Origin of the sequence: Clostridium sp. 1001271B_151109_B4, from assembly GCF_015670405.1 — a bacterium.
Classification (GTDB): domain Bacteria; phylum Bacillota; class Clostridia; order Clostridiales; family Clostridiaceae; genus Clostridium.
In genome coordinates this window covers 14,516-33,608 of the sequence record NZ_JADPBQ010000003.1, presented here as the reverse complement: position 1 = coordinate 33,608, position 19,093 = coordinate 14,516, and the positions used below count along the sequence as shown (strand labels likewise).

The following is a 19,093-nucleotide window of genomic DNA, read 5'->3' as shown; positions in this document are numbered from 1 at the left end:
TGACTAAAATAAGAAGTCAGCAGCTAAGAGTTGTCTAGTATAGCAATTTAATATTTAAAAGATGAATTGTTAATAATGACAAGCTATAAAATAAATTGGGGATATAAAATAAAGGGGGATTACTTAATGAAAAAAGTAAAAATAGCCTTGCTAGGATTAGGAAATGTGGGTAGAGGTGTATTTACAATCCTACAACAAAACAAAGAAGAGATAATGAAGAGATCAGGATATGAAATTGAGGTATCTAAAGTATTAGTACGAGATGTTACTAAAAATAGAGGTGTAGCTGTTCCTGAACAAGTATTAACTACTGATTTTGAGGAAATATTAAATGATGACTCTATAAAAATAGTGGTAGAAGTTATGGGGGGAATAGATCCAGCTAAAGAATATATGTTGAGAGCTATGGAAGCTAAAAAGCATATAGTAACTGCAAATAAAATGCTACTTGCTACAACAGGGGATGAAGTATTTGAGAAGGCTGAAGAGATGGGAATTATGTTCCAATATGAAGCAAGCGTAGCCGGAGGAATTCCTATTATTAATGGAATAAATGAAAATCTTACAGCTAATAAAATTAATGAATTATTTGGGATTGTAAATGGTACAACTAATTACATTCTAAGTAAAATGGAATTAGAAAATTTAGATTTTGATGAAGTACTAGAAGAAGCTAAAGAAAAGGGATATGCTGAAGCAGATCCAACCTCAGATATCGACGGATATGATGCACAATATAAGCTTGCTATATTAGCTTCATTAGCTTTTGGAACAAAGGTGAAGGTTAATGATGTATATAGAGAAGGAATAACAAAAATAAAACCTATAGATATGAAGTATGCAAGTGATTTTGGAATGTCTATAAAGCTATTAGCAATTGCAAAAGATGATAATGGAAAACTTGAGCTTAGAGTTCATCCTACAATGATTCCTGAAACACATCCATTAGCAAATGTATATGATTCATTTAATGCAATTTTTATTAATGGTAACGCTGTTGGAGATTTAATGTTTTATGGTAGGGGTGCTGGAGATTTGCCAACAGGTAGTGCTGTAGTTAGTGATATTATTTCTATTTTAAGAGGAAATATTGATACAGCTAATGATAATCCAGTTATAAGAAATAACTTATGGGAAAAGAAGATAAAGGATATTAGTGAAGTAGAAAGCCGATATTATATTAGAGTTACTGTGGATGATAAGCCAGGTGTTCTTGGGCAGATAACTACAATATTTGGAGCAAATAGAGTAAGTTTAAAATCTGTTATTCAAAAGGGAAGAAAAAAGGATGAAAATGTTGAAGTAACTTTAGTTTTAATTACTCATAAGACTAAGGAATATTTAATAAAGGATTCGATAGATAAATTATATGATTTAAGAACTGTTAAAGATGTTGAAAATATAATAAGAATAGAAGATTTTAATTAAAAGTTATAAAAAGGCTCCTTCAAAGGTATAGAAATAACCTTTGAAGGAGTCTTTATTAGGTAATTTAAGTAGAACCACAAGTAAATTTATTATTCAACGTACTTTTTATAAAGTCCCAACAATAATTGAATATGAAATTCTTCATCTAATATTATTCTTTTAATAATGTCATTTATATTTTCATCTTTAATTTTTGTTATTGTCTCTTTATATTGTTTAATTGCATCTTTTTCATCATTAATGTCTACAGTTAAGGCATATTTTAATGAAGGTAAATTATAATCAACAAGTTTGGCAGACCAATAATTTCTTTTGTGATTATCAATCCAGTAGCCAGGATCACTGCCGAGTTGCACTAATATTCTACCAAGCAATTCTAAGTGATGCATTTCTACAATTGATATTCCCTGGAGTGTTTGGGAAACCTCAACATTTTTATATACATAAGATATTTGGTGATAAGTATACTGTGCAATTGCATCAAATTCGGAAGTAGAACTTGCGTAATTTTGTAAAATTAAATCAATATATTGAGGGTTTTTATCTTTAACATTTACTTCAGGATATGGAAGATCTACTGAATACATTTAAAATACTCCTTACTTTAATATATTAAACATTATATATTATGAGATTAAATGATGATTTGTGTTAATTAAGTAGTAAACATAAAATGTAGAGGGGAAAATGAAGAATACTTAATAGATTAAAATAGAAATAGTATAAAAAATAAAGCCTAAGTTCAGACTTTATTTTTTTATCAATCATAACAATTTATATATTAATTAAATTTACGGAATTAATCTTGAAATAGCTTTTGATAATATTTCAGATTTAAATAATGAGTAGTCATTTTCAAGATAGTTTTGATAATTTTCTTCACTTATAAATCCTTCATATACAAAAGTTTTATTTGGAATTTCTAACAAGTCCATAGGTTTAATTACTTCAGGAAGCTTGTCTGTTTTATATATACCACTATTAATAAGTAACTCTGATACGAATTGAGAGCAGAAATAATAATTTTCTCTTTTAATAGGTCTATTAAAATATGCAGTTACTATACCAAGAACGCTATATTTATAATCATCTTTATTCTTAAAGAAATTATCTATTGAATTTTTTAAATATGTTAACTGTTCATCTGTAACATCAACTTTATATACTAAACACTTACTTTTAGGGTACATTGCAAAAACACCAGCATAAAGATTTTCTTCAACTAATCCGGCCGGTAAAACTTTTGAAGGTATTTTACGCCCAAAAGAAAACATCTGAGTAAATGAAGCATCTAGTGAAAGTGAAACATGAGAGTATTCCTTTTGAGTAAAAAGTGCAATTATATTGGAAAGTGTAGTACCAGTTCTAGAAAATACTATATATATGTGTTTATTGTTCAAAATAACCCCCGCCTTTAAATAAGTAGTTATTTACTAAAAAATTTCTAGTAAATTTAATGTTAATTATTGTTCTAAATTGTGAAAGACTTATTTTATATTTTACACTATATTTGAAGAACTGTTAATAATTATTTTACAAAATTTATATTATCTTTGCTTCATCTCTTTATTAAATAAATTTGATATGTTATTATGTGTAAATACGATATTGATTATAATACAATTGAAGGGATGTTAATTAAATGGAATTTAAATTTAAATACGACGAAAAAGAATATATACTAAATGAAGAGAATTTAGAGTACTTCGTAAATGACGAAGTTAATCCAATTGTGGATGTTAATGAGGAAAGAATAATAGAAATTTTAAATAATAGTGATAAAGTTGACTTTTCAAAAGCATATTTTGATTTACCATGTGAAAATTGTAAAACAGGGGTAGAAGAAAAAAAGAAGTTTTTTGATTTTTTAGGATTTAATTTTTACATATATGCAAAAGATAGAAACTATGTTGTTAGTACATTAGATAGAGAATATGAAGGAATGAGCTTTAATAGATTACAAAAAAGTGGAAAAGTTAATGAAAGTTATATAGTAATAATCAATGTTTGTAGGCATTGTGGAAGTTACTCAATAGAGATAGAAGAGTTTGAAGTATAGATAATGCAGTTTAAGTTAAGCATATAATTTTTGAAAATATAATTTTAAAAATTATATTTAAATTCTAACTTTATTAATTGATACTTATCACTAAATAAAGTGTATTATATACGACCTTTTGTGAAAAAATAATGCTGAAGGGAGTGTGTTTTTAATGAGTGATAAGATAAAGGATAAAAAGTATCAAAAAGGGCAAAGAAGACAAAAGCTTCACCAAGATCAAAATAATGTAGGTAATGATAAAAATCCTAGTCAATATAAAAGTTTTGATGGAGAAAATCTTTAATTAATTTTGATTGAAGTAACATAAGTTTTGAATTGAAACTCAGCTTGATAGCTGAGTTCTTTTTTGATATTATAAAAATATTAAAACTTTAGGGAGTGGGTTTATGAATAAGATTTTAAAAGTTGGAGTTGTATTAATAGGCATAAGTGCTGCAGTAATTGGACTTGTAGGATGTGCTTCAAATAATACTTTGTCTAAAGAAGAAAATAAAAGTGATGAAACTTGGAATCAAAAGGTAGAAGCTCCAGAGGAGTTACCTACAGCGACAATAAAAATTAAGGATTATGGAACTGTTGTAGCTGAATTATATCCTGATAAGGCACCAAATACAGTGAATAATTTTATTTCATTAGCAAATTCAGGTTTTTATGATGGATTAACTTTCTATAGGATAATAAAAGGATTTATGATACAAGGAGGATGCCCAGAAGGAAATGGTACTGGTGGACCAGGGTATTCAATCAAGGGAGAATTTACTAAAAATGGATATGAGTATAATGACTTAGCTCATACAGAAGGTGTTTTATCTATGGCTAGAGCAAATGATCCTGATTCAGCAGGAAGCCAATTCTTTATTATGGCAGACGAAGCAACACATTTAAATGGACAATATGCAGCATTTGGTAAAGTTACTGAAGGGTTAGATATTATCAACACTATAAATTCAGTGAAGACAGATTCTAATGATAAGCCATTAACAGATGTTATTATTGAAGAAATAAGAGTCGATACAAAAGGAATTGAATATTCTAAACCTGTAAAAATAGAAGAATAAAATTTATTTACATATAATTAATAAAGAACTATGCAGAAAATTACTATTTTCTATATAGTTCTTTTTGTATTGAAATAAAATAAGAAAATATTTTTGAGTACATCATATAATAATACTAAGTTATATAGATAGTGCTACCTGATGGAATATTATCATAAATCCATTTTGCATCTTTAGTTGATAAGCGAACACAACCGTCTGTTAATTGCATACCAAGTCTAGGGTCTCTAATACTTCCATCTAAATTATAGGGAATGGAATGAAATAAATAATTATCCTTTATTTGAGTGTAATATAAACAGCGAAAACCTCTTGCCTCACCAAATGAATATCCTTTAGGGCCTGCATAGAAAATTCCTTTTATAGTAGGTTCAGTAGGTTTTCCAATAGTGCATATATAAGAATCAATTAAGGTCCAATTGTTTATACTTCCTTTAAATATATTTGTTTTAAAGTTAGAAGTATCTACCCAAATTAAGTATTTAGTTTTACTAGAGAGAGTAGTATTATTAATGAAGTTGTAAGCATCATTTTCATAAGAAGTTGAATTTCTTAAGGAATATGATAAAAGATTAATACCATAACCAGTAAGGTGATAAAAGTTTTTAAGTTTAGTGATAAAACTCATAAAAATTACTCCAAAGAATATTTTATAGTATATTTTACGAAAATGATAAATAAATGTTAAATACAAAAAAAAATAATTATTTAAGGTAGTGGGTTAATTAGTGTAATAAAAAATGTAAATAAATAGTAAGATTAAGTGTGAAAAAAATGTGAAATCGTTTAAATTGCTTTTGTGATAGTGTATAATTTTAATACGGGGGTGTATTTACAATGAAAGTAATTAAAAAAGATGGTAGAATTCAAAGTTTTGATATTAGTAAGGTTAGAAGCAGTATATTAGGTGCATCTATTGATAGTAACATTATTATAAATGAGGCAGATTTGAAAGTTATTAGTAATAGAGTAGTAAAGATAATAAATAGTATAAGAGGAGAAAAAGGATTTACATCAACTTATGAAGTTTTTGCAGTAATTATTGAGTCTCTTAAGAAATATGGATTTAAGGATATAGCAACTTCTTATTTGGGATATAAAGAGAAGTTTTGTAAATAATAAAAATATAATAAAACAAGAGGTTGTAAATTATAAAGTACTATTATATTAGGGGTTTTATGATTTGCAACTTATTTTTTTGTGAATAATAAGTTATGAGGAGGTGTAAGTAATAAAAGTAATTAAAAAGGATGGAAGTATTCAATCATTTGATGCTAATAAAATTACAAATAGTATACTAAATGCAACTAGAGATAACCAGGCACTATTAAATGAATCTGATATAAAAATAATTATAGAAGATGTTATTGATAGAATAAAAAAAATTAGAAGAGAAAATGATAGCACTTCAAGTTATGAAATAACAGGGGTAGTTATTAGTGTGTTAGATAGAGATGGATTTGGTGATGTTATAAATTCATTTATAGGATATAAAAAGTAATAGCTTGATATAATACATACACAATGTACAAAATTCTGTTTTATGTTATAATAAAACAGAATTTTGTATTAAGGAATGGTGAAGGAATTTATGTATAAATTAATAGCAATAGATATGGATGGAACTTTACTTAAAAGTGATAAATCTGTTTCAGAGAGAACTAAGAAAGCTATAAGAGAAGCTCAGGAAAAGGGTGTTAATGTTGTAATTGCAACAGGAAGACCAATTGATGGTGTTACAAGATATCTAGAAGAGCTTAATATGCTTGGAGAGAATGATTATGTTTTAAGTTATAATGGTGGATTAGTTTTAAAAGCAAAATCTAGAGAAGTTATATCAAAAACAGTATTGAATGGTTCGGACTTACATTATCTACATAAATTAAGTAAGGAGTTAGGTGTTAATATTCATGCTTTTTCTGAAGTATATGGATTAATAACTCCAAAAAACAGTAAATATACAGAAGTTGAAGCCAATATAAATGGTATCAATATAGGAATTAATGATTTTTCTGAAATTGAAGATGATCATAGTATAGTAAAGGTAATGATGATTGATGAGCCTGAAGTATTACAAAGGGCAGTAGATAATTTACCAAAGGAAGTATATGAAAAATATACAGTAGTAAGAAGTACGCCTTATTTCTTAGAATTTTTAAATAAAGCAGTAAATAAAGGAACTGGTGTTGAGTTATTAGCTAAGCATTTAGGTGTTAAGCAAGAAGAAGTTATGACTTTTGGAGATGCTGAAAATGATCTTGATATGATTGTTTATGCTGGAATGGGAGTAGCAATGGATAATGCATTTGCTGAGGTAAAGGAAGTAGCAAATTACATTACTGATTCAAATGAAAATGATGGAGTTGCTAAGGCTATAGAAAAGTTTGTTCTTTAATAGGTAGTAAAAAGAACTTTAATAAATAATAAAAGAAGGACTTGCCCTTAGTTAGGACAAGTCCTTTAGCATTAATTAGTAGTTTATTGGTATTAGATAGCCAACTAAAATAAGTATTATATCCCAAATGAAAATTCCTATTGAAGAATATAAAAGGAACTCCCTTAGTTTTACTTTAAATATACCAGCCACAAGTGAAACCCAACTTCTTATGGACGGGATTAAGCGGCCAAACAAACAAATCTTAGCTCCATATTTATTAGACATATTCATTGCCTTATCGAAACTTTTTTGTAATTTAGGAAATTTATTATAAAGATAATCATATATTTTACTACCAAACTTATAAGATATAAAATAAAAAACAATATTTCCTAAAATAGATGCGCAAATAGTTAAAAGTAATATTTTTATGATGCTCAAATTATTTAAACTAATTAAAATTCCTATGGAAGGCAATATTATAGTTGATGGTATACCAGTTAAATTCAATGCTTCTAAAAACATTATTATAAATATAATATATATGTTATGGCTATTTAATATTGAAAGCATTTCTTTTATATCCATTTTGTTATACCTCTTAAATCAAAAATCTAACAATATTATAACACAAAACTATTCTGCAACAGGTATGAAGTTGAAGTTTCTTACATCAAATAATCCCTTATCAGTTATTTTGATTTGAGGAATAACAGGTAAAGATAAGAATGATAGGGTTAAAAATGGATTAAATGTAATTGTAGGTGCTAGTATTTTAACTGCAGCATGAAGCTTAGTTAAATCTGATATTACTTCTTGGCATGATCTAGAAGTAATAATGCCACCTATTTCTAGAGATACAGAAGCAAGAGTTTTTCCATCTTTAACAACTATGATTCCACCATTTATTCTCTTTAGTTCTTCTGCTGCATATATCATATCATCATCATTAGTTCCACAAATAATCATATTATGAGAGTCATGTGCTATAGTTGTAGCTATTGCACCATATTTTAAATCTAAACCCTTTAAAATTCCTAATCCAATATTTCCAGTGTTTTTATGGCGCTCTATAACTGCAATTTTTAATAAATTATCTTTTGTTGTAGAGCTTGTGAATTCCTCTTTAAGGTTTAAGTCTTTTATATTAATCTTTAAATGGTTGCTTTCTAATTTATTTGGTATTAATTCTATAATATTTAAGAAAGACTTATTTTTTATATCAATTTTAAAGCTATCTTTTGTTAGTTTAGGTAAATTAATTGAATTATTTAATGGTGGAGCTGAGTATGAATTAGCAATATCAGCAATTAATTTAGTATTACTTACTATTAATTTACCACTTTTATAAACAGAATTAATTTTAAACTCTTCTAAATTATCAAGGATAATAAGATCTGCAATATATGAAGGAGCTATGGCACCCTTATTTTTTAAATTGTAACATTCAGCTGCATTTAATGTGGCCATTTGAATTGCAATTTCAGGAGCAAGTCCATTTTTAATACACATTTTAATAGAGGTATCTATACTACCATTTTTAGATAAATCATCAATATGCTTATCATCAGTACATAAGCAAAGCCGCCTACTATTAAAAATTGAGGCACCCTTTATTAAATCATTTAAGTTTTTAGCAACAGTTCCTTCTCTCATAAGTACATAAATTCCACGTCGTACTCTATCAACTAATTCTTCATAGGTAGCACATTCATGGTCTGTTTTTATATTTGCTGTAGAATAAACATTAACTGAATGTGAATTTAATCCGGCACCATGTCCATCAATAATACTATTATTTGAAATTGCATCAAAAAGTTTATTAATCATATCATCATTGCAATTTGATACAGAGGGATAATCCATAACTTCAGCTAAGCCTAAAACTTTTGATTCGTTATAGAAAGTTTTTAAGTCTTTACTATCTAATATTGCACCAGAATTTTCAAAGGGTGTAGAAGGAACACAAGAAGGAAGCATAAAATAAAAATCAAATGGAAGATTTGTTGAGGAATTAATCATAAATTCAATTCCTGCTTGCCCAATAACATTTGCTATCTCATGAGGATCTGCTATCAACGAAGTTACTCCATGTAATAGTACAGTTTTACAATATTCACTAGGAGTAAGCATAGATGATTCTATGTGAGCGTGAGAATCAATTAAACCTGGACAAATAAATTTGCCAGTTCCATCAATTTCTTCTTTCCCAGAATATTCACCAAGACCAACAATATATCCATTTTTTATAGCTACATCGCAAATAAAGGAGTTGCATTGAAATACATCAACTACAGAAATGTTTTTAATAACTAAATCAGAGGGAATATCCTTATTAGCTGCTTTAATATTATCAATAAGAATTTGTTTATTCATTAATTAATCCACCTTTTCTAATAATAATACATTAACCTTCGTGGATTTTATTTCATAGTTAATATCATTTACGGTGATATAGTAGAAACGCCCAAACCATATTTTTAGGCTTATACGAAAGTTATTTTTACAAATATATGATTATAATTTTTTTATGGAAAAGGAAAAATTGTGGAAATTAGAAATCGACAAAGATTAATATTAATAATAAATATTCTAAAATTGGTAAAAATATGATTTAATATGTATGTAAGGGGGGAGGCTATGCCAATAAAAATTCCAAGGGATTTACCTGCATTTAAGGTTTTATCTGATGAAAATATATTTGTAATGAATAATGAGAGAGCTGGGAAGCAAGATATTAGACCATTAAAAATCGCAATTTTAAATTTAATGCCTAAAAAGATTCAAACAGAAAATCAATTACTTAGGTATTTATCTAATACACCACTTCAAGTAGAAATTAAACTATTGCAAACTGAAAGTTATAGATCTACTCATACATCTCTTGAACATATGGAGAAGTTTTACAGTTTTTTTAATGATATAAAAGACGAGAGGTTTGATGGATTAGTAATAACAGGGGCACCAGTTGAGCAACTAGAATTTGAAGATGTAATGTATTGGGAAGAATTAAAGGAAATAATGGAATGGAGCAAGAGTAATGTATTTTCTACTCTACATATTTGTTGGGGGGCTCAAGCAGGATTAAATTATCATTATGGTATTCCTAAGTATCAATTAGAAAAGAAAATGTTTGGTGTTTTTGAACATTATATAAATAATAAAAATACTGACCTTACAAGAGGTTTAGATGATGTGTTTTATGCACCTCATTCTAGACATACAGAGGTGAAAAGAGAAGATATAGAAAAAATATCTGAATTAGAAATATTATCTGAGTCAAATGATGCAGGTATTTTTATTGTAGCAAATAAAAGTAGGAGACAAGTCTTTATTACAGGGCATTTAGAGTATGAGAGAAATACTTTAAGTGATGAATATTTTAGAGATTTTAATAAAGGCTTAGATATTGAAATTCCAAGAAACTATTTTCCAAATGATGATACATCACTTAGACCAATGGTTACTTGGAGAGGTAGTGCTAATATAGTATTTAGTAATTGGCTTAATTACTGTGTTTATCAAAATACTCCATATGATTTGGAAAAATTATAATTCTAAACAGTAGGGAACAAAGAATATGAGCTTAAAATTGAAAAAGTTTTATTTTCAAAAAGCATATCTTAAGATAAATTTCAAGTCGTGTTTTATAAAAAAATATGTAGTATAATGAAAAAATGTTGTTTAAGGAATGAATAAAAAAGTAAATAAGGTTAATTAAGGAACCTATAAAATAACGAGAAAATTAAAGTGCTTATAAGTATAAATACAAAAAATCTTTAAATATAGCAACAACTATATATTGTATTTGAATTAAAAAGATAGTACAATATGTTGTGTATTTAAGAGAAGAAGTATTAATGTAAGCACTATTTTTTTTATGTGATTTTTTTATAATAACATGTTACATAATTTAAATATACTTAAGTTTAGGGAGTGGTATTGTTGAAAGTAATTAAAAGGGACGGAAGTACAGTAGAGTTCGATAAGAGTAAAATTAGAGAAGCAATTTGTAAATCTATGAAAAATGGTAGTGGAATATTTTTAGGTGATATTGCAAGATTAATAGCAAATGATGCTGAAAAATATTTTAGTAAGCAAGATGAAATAGCTACAATATACAAAATAGAAGATTATGTATATGATAGATTAGTTCATTACGGACAAGCTGAAACTGCAAGAGCATATGAAGGTTATAGAGCTGTACAAGAGTTTAAGAGAAATACTAATACTACAGATGATAGTATATTAGAGCTATTAAGTAAGAAGAATGAAGATGTAATGAAAGAAAATTCTAACAAGAATCCTGTCGTTTCTGCAACTCAAAGAGATTTAATTGCAGGAGAAGTATCCAAGGATATTGCTAGAAGAAAGTTAATTCCGGCTCATATAGTGCAAGCACATGATGAAGGAGCAATTCACTGGCATGATATGGATTATACCATATCACCAATGTTTAACTGTTGTTTAATAAACTTAGAAGATATGTTTACGAACAGTACAGTAATAAATGAAAAATTAGTTGAAGAGCCAAAGAGTTTTGGGACTGCATGTACAGTTGCAACACAAATAATAGCTCAAGTTTCATCTAATCAATATGGTGGGCAAAGTATAACAATTAAGCATTTAGCTAAATATCTTAAGGTTACAGAAGAAAAAGCATATAAACACTATATGGAAATGCTTAATGATGAAGTTCTTGCTACAAAGTTAGCTAAAGATGCAAAAATGAAGGAACTTAAAGATGGAGTTCAAACGATAAGATATCAATTATCTACATTACAAACCACAAATGGTCAAGCTCCATTTAGTACTATTTACCTGGAGATAGAAGAGGGTCATCCTTATGAAGAAGAGATGGCGATGATTTGTGAAGAAATGATAAGGCAAAGACTTGAAGGAATGAAAAATTACAAAGGTCAAGAAATTGGAGAAGCATTCCCTAAGTTAGTGTACTTATTAGATGAACACAATTGTCTTGAAGGTGGTAAATATGATTATATAACTAAACTTGCAGCTAAATGTACAGCTAAAAGATTAGTACCAGATTATCAAAGTGCTAAGATAATGAGAGAAAATTATGAAGGAAATACTTTCCCTCCTATGGGTAAAACTATTGCCCATATAAAACCTTGTGAACCATTAAAAATGGGTGTGTAATTTACTTTATATTTTAAAGTAGCAATAGGAAATGATTGCATAAAATTATGCTAACTGGGGAATCTAAGTCTTATATAGATATGACAATCCAGTGCCAAGCTAAATAATTTTTGGAGGTCCTCATGATAATATATAAGATAACTTGTATAGTCAATAACAAAGTTTATATAGGGCAAACTAGTGAAACTTTAAAGCAACGCTTTAGTAGACATATGGGGTACCAAAAAGAAGAACATGATACTAAATTTTATAGAGCAGTAAGAAAATATGGAAGAGATCAATTTACTATTGAGCAAATTGATTATGCATATGATCAGGATGAATTGAATGAGAAGGAAGTTTATTGGATTCATTATTATGATTCAGTTGCAAATGGATATAATTCTCGTGAATCAAAAGGTAAATGTGGTGGAGATACATTAAGTAACCATCCTAATAAAGTAGAGATTTCTAAAAAAATACGAGAAAGTAAATTAGGTGATAGAAATCCTATGCGTATTAATGGTGGATTAAAAGGTGCAAGAAACGGGATGTATGGAAAAATGCCTCCTACAGCAAAGAGATGTGTATCAATATCAGTTGATGGACGAGAAGTAAGATTTTTTAACTCTATAAAAGAATTACAGAGATACCATGGAGTAACAACAGATTGCATGGTAATAACTAGGTGTAAAGGCAAAACTAAATCACCATATAAAGGCTATAATTTTAAGTATTATGAAGATTATTTAGAAGGTCAATCGACTATCGAAAGTATAGCTAAAGAGAAAATCTTTAGTGAATAAACGAGTAGAGTACAAGTGAATTAAATCATTTGGAAGTGCAAGGCTTCTAGTGTGTGGTAAAAATGCACTAGTTGAAGATATAGTCAGAGTGAGTAACCAGTATAGAAATATACATCTCGCTTGTGTAGATCACATTTATCTCCTAAAAAAATAAATGGAGAATATAAGTGGTATGGAAGATTTAACCAAGGAGTGGTTAGTTTGAATTTACCACAAATTTCTATAATAGCTGATAAGGATATGGAGATGTTTTGGGAAATGCTAGATCAAAGATTAGATCTTTGTAAAGATGCATTAATAACAAGACATAAAATGTTACTTGGAGTGACTTCAGATTCAAGTCCAATACATTGGCAACATGGAGCTATAGCAAGACTTAAAAAAGGTGAAAAGATAGATAAGCTATTAAAAGATGGTTATTCAACTCTTTCACTTGGATATGTTGGTATAGCTGAAATGGTTCAAGCAATGCTTGGAGTAAGTCATACTTCTGAAGAGGGAGAAAAGTTTGCTTTAGAAGTAATGAATCACATGAAAGAAAAATGTGAAGAATGGAAGGATGAAACAGGTCTTGGATTTGGATTATATGGTACACCAGCAGAAAGCTTAATATACAGATTCTGCAGAATAGATAAATCTAGATTTGGTGAAATACCTAATGTAACTGATAGATTATATTATACAAATTCATATCATGTACATGTTTGTGAAGAAATAGATGCATTTAGTAAGTTAAAGTTTGAATCACAATTCCATTCAATAAGTAGTGGAGGATGTATTTCTTATATAGAAGTACCAGATATGAATAAAAATGTTGAAGCTGTTGAAGAGATAATTAATTTTATATATCACAATATTCAATATGCAGAAATCAATACTAAATCTGATGTTTGTTTCAAATGTGGATTTAATGGTGAAATGCAATTAGATAAAGAAAGTTTAACTTGGCATTGCCCATCATGTGGAAATGATGATGAAAGTGAATTACAAGTTATGAGAAGAACTTGTGGGTTAACAATATAGGCTCACGTTAAATTACCGAAACTGCGGGAACATCCTTAGAGCTTAGTACTACTAAGTTGTTTAAGAAATTAAACAATGGCTAAGAGTAATTTCTTAGGTAAAGTAAAAAGGTACTATGATTGGACAATCCGCAACCAAGCTTCTAAGTCTAAAGAGATAAGGAGAAGGCTCAACGACTATAATGGTAATACATATATTGTTTATGTAAATGTATAGTCTACTCCGACCTTTAAATAGGTGTTAAAGTATTAGGAAACTAACGGTAGAATGGATATAGGAAGTTCTTATTGGAACAAGGGAAGAACAGCAGAAATTGGAGATAGAGTTCTTCATTTATAAAAAAATGAGAGGGTTACCTCTCTTTTTTTGCATAATATATAATTGGAGAGGAGTGAAAGTATGAATTATGCAAAGATAAGAAAATTAGATGTTACAAATGGGCCAGGTATACGTACTACACTCTTTGTAAGTGGATGTACTCACAATTGCGAAGGGTGCTTTAATAAAGAGCAACAAGATTTTAATTATGGAAATGAATTTACTAAAGAAACAGAAGATGAGTTTATTGAATTAACTAAAAATAGACAAATAAAAGGTGTAAATATATTAGGTGGAGAACCTATGCAACAAATAATGGATGATACATTACTTAATCTATTAAAAAGAATAAAATTAGAGACAGATAAATCAATATGGTTATGGTCGGGCTATACTTTTGAAGAAATAATTAGCAACCCTAAAAGGTTAGAAATATTAAAGGAAGTAGATGTTTTAATAGATGGAAAGTTTCAAGCAGATAAAAGAGATATAATGCTTAAATACAGGGGATCAGCTAATCAAAGAGTTATAGATGTGAAAAAGTCATTAGATCAAGGCAATGTAGTTGAAATATTATAAAAATTTAATTAATAAAAAAATCACAATAACAGAAGATAAGAAAAAATTTTCTTAACATGTTAATGTGATTTTTTTACGGAAAAATATGATTAAAGATATTAAAATAAGTTCAAATTACTTATACTAATAACATAGTGATTTTTAGAAAGAAGGGACTTGAGAAATATGAGAAAATTTAAAAAGTATATGCTGGTTCTATTTTTAATTATGAGTATGATGTTCATATTAATTGGATGTGGGGAGATGAAGATAAGTAGTGATACTTCTATCAATATAGATGGAACTAGTGATACAAAAATAAAAGTATATTATGATGATACTATAAATAAGTTAGTGGATAACGATTTACTATCAAAGATAATTACTGAGGTTAAAGATGATATTCCTGATAGAATACACTTTGGAGAAGTAACTAAATCAAAAGAAGGAGACTTAAATACAGAAGAGCTTAATATATCAACTGATAAAGTTGAAATTAATGAAGTATCAAATTTAAGCAATGATTATTTTAGTATAATTGAAGAGACTGATAAAGGAATTTTTACTAATGAATATAAAGTAACACTTAAGCTTAATGATAGTACAGTAGATATTATTAGTGATTATATAAATAGTAATATAAATAATAATATAGGGTTAAACTTAGGAACTTTAGTAAATAAAAATATATCTAGTTTAATAGGTAATATTCCCGTAGATTTGTCAATATCTATGCCAGTTAAAATAACAGATACAAATGCGAATGAAAAGGTTAGTGATAAAGCTATAAAGTATTCTTACACTATAAATGATTTAAATGAAAATAATAGTATAATGATAGGATTTAAAGTTCCTAATATACAAAATATAGTCATTGCATTAGTGGTAATTACTTTAATAATAGTAGCTATTATTATTTATTGTATTAAGAGAAGAAGAAAATAAGTTTTTTTTTGTTTTTATAACCAATTAATATATTTTTTACAAAACCTTATAGAAATAATTCCTAGATTATTATAAACTATTTGTGAATATTTTTAATATATAATCGGGGGATTAATCATGGAAAATACAAAAGTAAAAAGGATTAAGCAGTATGGAATTATTATTATAGGAGCATTATTATTTTGTTTAGGGGTTAATTTATTTATATCTCCATTAGGACTATATAACGGTGGAGTAGTGGGTATATCTCAAATAATTAGAACTATTATAGTGAATTATTTTCCAAGTGTAAAAAACTTTGAAATAGCAGGTATAATTAACTTTATTATTAATATACCTTTATTACTTATAGCTTATAAAAGTATATCTAAAAAGTTTTTTGTAAGAACTGTAGTCAGTGTAATAGCGCAGACTATTTTCTTTACAATAATTACAATTCCAAGTACAGCTATTATAGATGATCCATTAGTAGCATGTCTTATTGGTGGAATAATTACAGGTGCTGGAATAGGAATTACACTAAGAGCGGGAGGTTCTGGTGGAGGTATAGATATACTAGGGGTATATTTTACTCAAAAATATAAAGATTTTAGTGTTGGCAAGTTAGGTATAATAATAAACGCTGTAATTTATGGAATATGTGCAATCTTGTTTGAACTACCTACAGCAATATATTCGATTATTTATACAACTTTCTTCTCATTGATAGTTGATAAAATACATTATCAAAACATAAATACTACAGCAATGATTTTTACAAAGATGAAAAATGTAGAAAGTGGTATTATGAAAGACATGGGAAGGGGCGTAACTTGCTGGAATGGAGAAGGTGCATATACTGGGGAAGAAAGTAGGATATTAGTAACTGTAATTTCTAAGTATGAAATAAATCAATTAAAAAGAATAGTCTTAGAAAAAGATCCTAAAGCATTTATTATATTTAATGAAGGATTAAGTGTTACAGGGAATTTTGAAAAAAGGCTTTAAAATTTTATAAATAAATAGGGGCGTTATTTACATGTTTTTGTAAATAACGCCCTATTTATTTTCAAAATTATATTAATATTTGTTTTAAATGAAAGTATATATAACTAATTGTAAATATGAATATAGTATAATACTTCCGTATAATAAAGCTTAATTTATAATAGTAGAAAAGGTTGATGTATAGAAATCAACAAACGTTTACGATAAGAATTGGATATAGTAATTAGCAAAAAGATTAAGCAAGTGTTTTTTCTTAATCTTATATTTTAAATACAATAAAATATAATTGAATTTATATATAATTATATTTAGTTATATATAGAAAAGTATAATAAAATATGTAAGGTTACATTAAATAAATTTCTATAATATTATATAAATTTAAAAAAATTATACTAATCATTAAAAATTTAAATTGTATAAAAGTAATGATTAAAATCGTATTTAGTATTATAATAAAAAAGTTAAGGACGGATGCTTCCTTATTTTTTTATTAAGAGTTTTGGAAAAATATATATAATTGTATCTTAGAAATGTGGTGATTAAGTGTTAGGTCTTATAGGAATAAGAAAAGATGTTGATATAAACATAAGAGAAAGATTAGCAATTGCATTAAATAAGCAATCTAAGGCAGTAAAAGAATTAAATAAACTATATGAAGAAGTAGTAATAATAAGCACGTGTAATAGGACAGAAATTTATATTTCAGGCAGCTTAAAAAGTGAAGAAGATATAAGAAAGATATTTGAAGTATTAGATTGGGATATTTCACTTTTAGAATATACTTTTTATCTTGAAGGGATAAGTGTAGCTAAGCACTTATTAGAAGTAGTTTGTGGTTTTCATTCTAAAATATTAGGAGAAGATCAAATATTAGGTCAAGTAAAACTAGCATATGAGTTAAGCTTAGAGAACAAGACTATACATACAAAGCTTCTAAGATTGTTTGAAGAAGCAATAAGTTGTGGGAAAAAGTTTAGAACGGAAAGCAAATTGTATGAAATACCAGTTTCTTCATCATCAATTGCAGTAAATGAAGTTGAAGAATTTGGTGCAAGTAGTATTATGGTATTAGGATATGGAACAATAGGTAGTTTAGTAGTTAAATATGCATTAGGTGGTAAGTTTAAGAAAGTATTTATTGTTGTAAGAAATAAACAAAAGGTCCCAGATTTAAAAGATGATAGAGTAGAGATTTTAGATTTTAATGAATATAAAAAGGTTGTTAATGAGGTGGATGCAGTTATAAGTTGTACAGCAGCTCCTCATATTGTTATAAAAGATGATTATATAAATAATAATGGGAAAAAAATAATGCTAATTGATTTAGCATTACCTAGAGATATTGATGAAAATTTATCTCAAAATAAAAGAGTAACTTTACTAGATATAGATACCATAAGTAAATTAGATGTAGATAACAAAAAATTAAGAAATGAAAAAATGAATGATTATAAATTTTTAGTTGATGAATATTTAAATGAATACAAAAATTGGTTAAGTATTAGAGAAGTTACATATTATATACATGAAATGAAGAATGTAGGAAGTAGTGTTGTAGAAAGTAGAGTTAAGTCTTTTGAACAAAAATGTAAAGATAAGAGAGATATTGATTTAGCTACAACTTTAATAAAGAGTACATCGGACTATTATATAAATAGAGCTATAAAATTATTAAAGCAAGAAAAGTTAAAAGGACGTGAAAATGAATGCCTGAATATTCTGAAGCAAATATTCATGGAGAATTAAGTTATGCACCTATAACATTATTTGGAGAAAAACTTAAAATTGGAGTAATAGGGGCAGGGAGAGGCGCATTAATAAAAGTAAGAAACTTTTATAATAAAGGTAGTAATATAGAAGTTTTATCATTAGACTTTTTAGATGATTTTTATAAGTTTAATAAGGATAAAGTAAAGCTCATAAAGGGCAATTATAATAAGGACTTTATATTAGATAAGCATTTAATAATAATTGCTGTTGATAATAAGAATATAATTAATAAAATAAAAGATGATTGTGAAAAATTATGTAAAATTTATATAAATTCATCAAAATTTAAGGATGGAATGGGAGTAATACCTGTTACAAGAGAAAGTAAATTTATTACTGTGGCAGTTAATACTAAGGTTGGAAATCCAAGAGGATCAGTAATGGTTGCAGAATCAATTACTGAGTCTTTGAAAGAGTTTGATGAATATATAAGACTAACAGGAGAAATAAGAAATTGTTTATTTTTAGATAAAGAAATTAAGGATGATTTATTAAAGTTTATAAATTCTAGTGATTGTAAATTTTTTTATGATAAAGATAAAATTTTTGAAGTATTAAAATTGTTTTATAATGAAGATATAATTAGGAAGATAAAATCCTTAAGGAAGGAAGAGTAATA

20 protein-coding genes, 1 pseudogene and 1 riboswitch are annotated in these 19,093 nt (G+C 27.3%); of the genes and pseudogenes, 16 read left to right on the top strand and 5 right to left on the bottom strand.

Annotation, left to right across the window (positions count from 1 at the left end; translation table 11 throughout):
• The first annotated feature begins 126 nt into the window (after positions 1–126).
• Positions 127–1,428 (top strand): homoserine dehydrogenase, encoded by a 1,302-nt coding sequence (locus I4V63_RS02930; protein ID WP_195999807.1) that lies wholly within the window; start codon positions 127–129, stop codon positions 1,426–1,428.
• An 89-nt stretch (positions 1,429–1,517) separates the two neighbouring features.
• Here I4V63_RS02930 and I4V63_RS02925 read toward each other — a convergent pair whose 3' ends face one another.
• The gene (locus I4V63_RS02925; protein WP_195999806.1) at positions 1,518–2,015 is read right to left on the bottom strand and encodes a ferritin family protein; all 498 of its coding nucleotides are present in this window, start codon (positions 2,013–2,015) and stop codon (positions 1,518–1,520) included.
• Between the two features lie 204 nt (positions 2,016–2,219).
• A complete protein-coding gene (locus I4V63_RS02920; RefSeq protein ID WP_195999805.1) occupies positions 2,220–2,828 on the bottom strand; it encodes a hypothetical protein in 609 nt (202 codons plus the stop codon).
• Positions 2,829–3,070: 242 nt separating this feature from the next.
• On the opposite strand from I4V63_RS02920, the gene I4V63_RS02915 reads away from it, so the two are divergent.
• From I4V63_RS02915 to I4V63_RS02910, 3 genes are all read left to right on the top strand, one after another.
• Complete coding sequence (locus I4V63_RS02915; RefSeq protein WP_195999804.1) at positions 3,071–3,487, top strand: DUF3785 family protein; 417 nt, start codon at positions 3,071–3,073, stop codon at positions 3,485–3,487.
• A gap of 154 nt (positions 3,488–3,641) precedes the next feature.
• On the top strand, positions 3,642–3,773 hold the full coding sequence (locus tag I4V63_RS15755; RefSeq protein WP_279325740.1) for a clostri-philic family protein: 132 nt from the start codon (positions 3,642–3,644) through the stop codon (positions 3,771–3,773).
• 103 nt (positions 3,774–3,876) lie between these two features.
• Positions 3,877–4,548 (top strand): peptidylprolyl isomerase, encoded by a 672-nt coding sequence (locus I4V63_RS02910; protein WP_195999803.1) that lies wholly within the window; start codon positions 3,877–3,879, stop codon positions 4,546–4,548.
• 115 nt (positions 4,549–4,663) lie between these two features.
• On the opposite strand, the gene I4V63_RS02905 is transcribed toward I4V63_RS02910, so the two are convergent.
• The gene (locus I4V63_RS02905; RefSeq protein WP_195999802.1) at positions 4,664–5,176 is read right to left on the bottom strand and encodes a L,D-transpeptidase; all 513 of its coding nucleotides are present in this window, start codon (positions 5,174–5,176) and stop codon (positions 4,664–4,666) included.
• Between the two features lie 209 nt (positions 5,177–5,385).
• Between I4V63_RS02905 and I4V63_RS02900 the strand changes: the two genes are divergently transcribed.
• The 3 genes from I4V63_RS02900 to yidA all read left to right on the top strand — a co-directional run bounded on the left by I4V63_RS02900 (position 5,386) and on the right by yidA (position 6,943).
• Positions 5,386–5,667 (top strand): ATP cone domain-containing protein, encoded by a 282-nt coding sequence (locus I4V63_RS02900; protein WP_195999801.1) that lies wholly within the window; start codon positions 5,386–5,388, stop codon positions 5,665–5,667.
• 112 nt (positions 5,668–5,779) lie between these two features.
• The gene (locus tag I4V63_RS02895) at positions 5,780–6,049 is read left to right on the top strand and encodes an ATP cone domain-containing protein (protein WP_195999966.1); all 270 of its coding nucleotides are present in this window, start codon (positions 5,780–5,782) and stop codon (positions 6,047–6,049) included.
• 90 nt (positions 6,050–6,139) lie between these two features.
• The gene (gene yidA / locus I4V63_RS02890) at positions 6,140–6,943 is read left to right on the top strand and encodes a sugar-phosphatase (protein WP_195999800.1); all 804 of its coding nucleotides are present in this window, start codon (positions 6,140–6,142) and stop codon (positions 6,941–6,943) included.
• Positions 6,944–7,018: 75 nt separating this feature from the next.
• Here the strand turns inward: yidA and I4V63_RS02885 are convergent, their stop codons facing one another.
• Together I4V63_RS02885 and ade are read right to left on the bottom strand one after the other, a co-directional pair.
• Positions 7,019–7,513 carry a DedA family protein gene (locus I4V63_RS02885; RefSeq protein ID WP_195999799.1) on the bottom strand — a complete coding sequence of 165 codons (495 nt, stop codon included), beginning with the start codon at positions 7,511–7,513 and terminating at the stop codon, positions 7,019–7,021.
• Positions 7,514–7,561: 48 nt separating this feature from the next.
• Entirely contained in the window at positions 7,562–9,301 is a 1,740-nt protein-coding gene (gene ade / locus I4V63_RS02880) for an adenine deaminase (RefSeq protein WP_195999798.1), read from the bottom strand.
• A 35-nt stretch (positions 9,302–9,336) separates the two neighbouring features.
• Positions 9,337–9,439: riboswitch (purine riboswitch) on the bottom strand.
• A gap of 126 nt (positions 9,440–9,565) precedes the next feature.
• On the opposite strand from ade, the gene metA reads away from it, so the two are divergent.
• From metA to I4V63_RS02835, 9 genes and pseudogenes are all read left to right on the top strand, one after another.
• On the top strand, positions 9,566–10,480 hold the full coding sequence (gene metA / locus I4V63_RS02875; RefSeq protein WP_195999797.1) for a homoserine O-succinyltransferase: 915 nt from the start codon (positions 9,566–9,568) through the stop codon (positions 10,478–10,480).
• A 390-nt stretch (positions 10,481–10,870) separates the two neighbouring features.
• The gene (nrdD, locus tag I4V63_RS02870; RefSeq protein WP_347707715.1) at positions 10,871–12,085 is read left to right on the top strand and encodes an anaerobic ribonucleoside-triphosphate reductase; all 1,215 of its coding nucleotides are present in this window, start codon (positions 10,871–10,873) and stop codon (positions 12,083–12,085) included.
• Between the two features lie 122 nt (positions 12,086–12,207).
• Positions 12,208–12,870, top strand: coding sequence for a GIY-YIG nuclease family protein (locus I4V63_RS02865; RefSeq protein ID WP_195999796.1), 663 nt, complete (start codon positions 12,208–12,210; stop codon positions 12,868–12,870).
• Positions 12,871–12,993: 123 nt separating this feature from the next.
• Positions 12,994–13,881 (top strand): annotated as a pseudogene (nrdD, locus tag I4V63_RS02860) (anaerobic ribonucleoside-triphosphate reductase); the annotation flags it as partial.
• 411 nt (positions 13,882–14,292) lie between these two features.
• Entirely contained in the window at positions 14,293–14,790 is a 498-nt protein-coding gene (gene nrdG, locus I4V63_RS02855; RefSeq protein WP_195999795.1) for an anaerobic ribonucleoside-triphosphate reductase activating protein, read from the top strand.
• A gap of 165 nt (positions 14,791–14,955) precedes the next feature.
• Positions 14,956–15,714, top strand: coding sequence for a hypothetical protein (locus I4V63_RS02850; RefSeq protein ID WP_195999794.1), 759 nt, complete (start codon positions 14,956–14,958; stop codon positions 15,712–15,714).
• Positions 15,715–15,831: 117 nt separating this feature from the next.
• A complete protein-coding gene (locus tag I4V63_RS02845; RefSeq protein WP_195999793.1) occupies positions 15,832–16,701 on the top strand; it encodes a YitT family protein in 870 nt (289 codons plus the stop codon).
• A gap of 546 nt (positions 16,702–17,247) precedes the next feature.
• Positions 17,248–18,450: a glutamyl-tRNA reductase gene (gene hemA, locus I4V63_RS02840; protein ID WP_195999792.1), complete on the top strand. Its 1,203-nt coding sequence runs from the start codon at positions 17,248–17,250 to the stop codon at positions 18,448–18,450.
• Positions 18,411–19,091, top strand: coding sequence for an NAD(P)-dependent oxidoreductase (locus I4V63_RS02835; RefSeq protein ID WP_195999791.1), 681 nt, complete (start codon positions 18,411–18,413; stop codon positions 19,089–19,091). Before hemA ends, I4V63_RS02835 begins: the two co-directional genes overlap by 40 nt.
• Positions 19,092–19,093 lie beyond the last annotated feature (2 nt).

Excerpts from the sequence above, each read along its gene's own strand:
- I4V63_RS02930 (WP_195999807.1), top strand. The coding sequence starts at position 127 with ATGAAAAAAGTAAAAATAGCCTTGCTAGGATTAGGAAATGTGGGTAGA.
- I4V63_RS02925 (WP_195999806.1), bottom strand. The coding sequence starts at position 2,015 with ATGTATTCAGTAGATCTTCCATATCCTGAAGTAAATGTTAAAGATAAA.
- I4V63_RS02915 (WP_195999804.1), top strand. The coding sequence starts at position 3,071 with ATGGAATTTAAATTTAAATACGACGAAAAAGAATATATACTAAATGAA.
- I4V63_RS15755 (WP_279325740.1), top strand. The coding sequence starts at position 3,642 with ATGAGTGATAAGATAAAGGATAAAAAGTATCAAAAAGGGCAAAGAAGA.
- I4V63_RS02910 (WP_195999803.1), top strand. The coding sequence starts at position 3,877 with ATGAATAAGATTTTAAAAGTTGGAGTTGTATTAATAGGCATAAGTGCT.
- I4V63_RS02905 (WP_195999802.1), bottom strand. The coding sequence starts at position 5,176 with ATGAGTTTTATCACTAAACTTAAAAACTTTTATCACCTTACTGGTTAT.
- I4V63_RS02900 (WP_195999801.1), top strand. The coding sequence starts at position 5,386 with ATGAAAGTAATTAAAAAAGATGGTAGAATTCAAAGTTTTGATATTAGT.
- yidA (WP_195999800.1), top strand. The coding sequence starts at position 6,140 with ATGTATAAATTAATAGCAATAGATATGGATGGAACTTTACTTAAAAGT.
- I4V63_RS02885 (WP_195999799.1), bottom strand. The coding sequence starts at position 7,513 with ATGGATATAAAAGAAATGCTTTCAATATTAAATAGCCATAACATATAT.
- ade (WP_195999798.1), bottom strand. The coding sequence starts at position 9,301 with ATGAATAAACAAATTCTTATTGATAATATTAAAGCAGCTAATAAGGAT.
- metA (WP_195999797.1), top strand. The coding sequence starts at position 9,566 with ATGCCAATAAAAATTCCAAGGGATTTACCTGCATTTAAGGTTTTATCT.
- I4V63_RS02865 (WP_195999796.1), top strand. The coding sequence starts at position 12,208 with ATGATAATATATAAGATAACTTGTATAGTCAATAACAAAGTTTATATA.
- nrdG (WP_195999795.1), top strand. The coding sequence starts at position 14,293 with ATGAATTATGCAAAGATAAGAAAATTAGATGTTACAAATGGGCCAGGT.
- I4V63_RS02850 (WP_195999794.1), top strand. The coding sequence starts at position 14,956 with ATGAGAAAATTTAAAAAGTATATGCTGGTTCTATTTTTAATTATGAGT.
- I4V63_RS02845 (WP_195999793.1), top strand. The coding sequence starts at position 15,832 with ATGGAAAATACAAAAGTAAAAAGGATTAAGCAGTATGGAATTATTATT.
- I4V63_RS02835 (WP_195999791.1), top strand. The coding sequence starts at position 18,411 with ATGCCTGAATATTCTGAAGCAAATATTCATGGAGAATTAAGTTATGCA.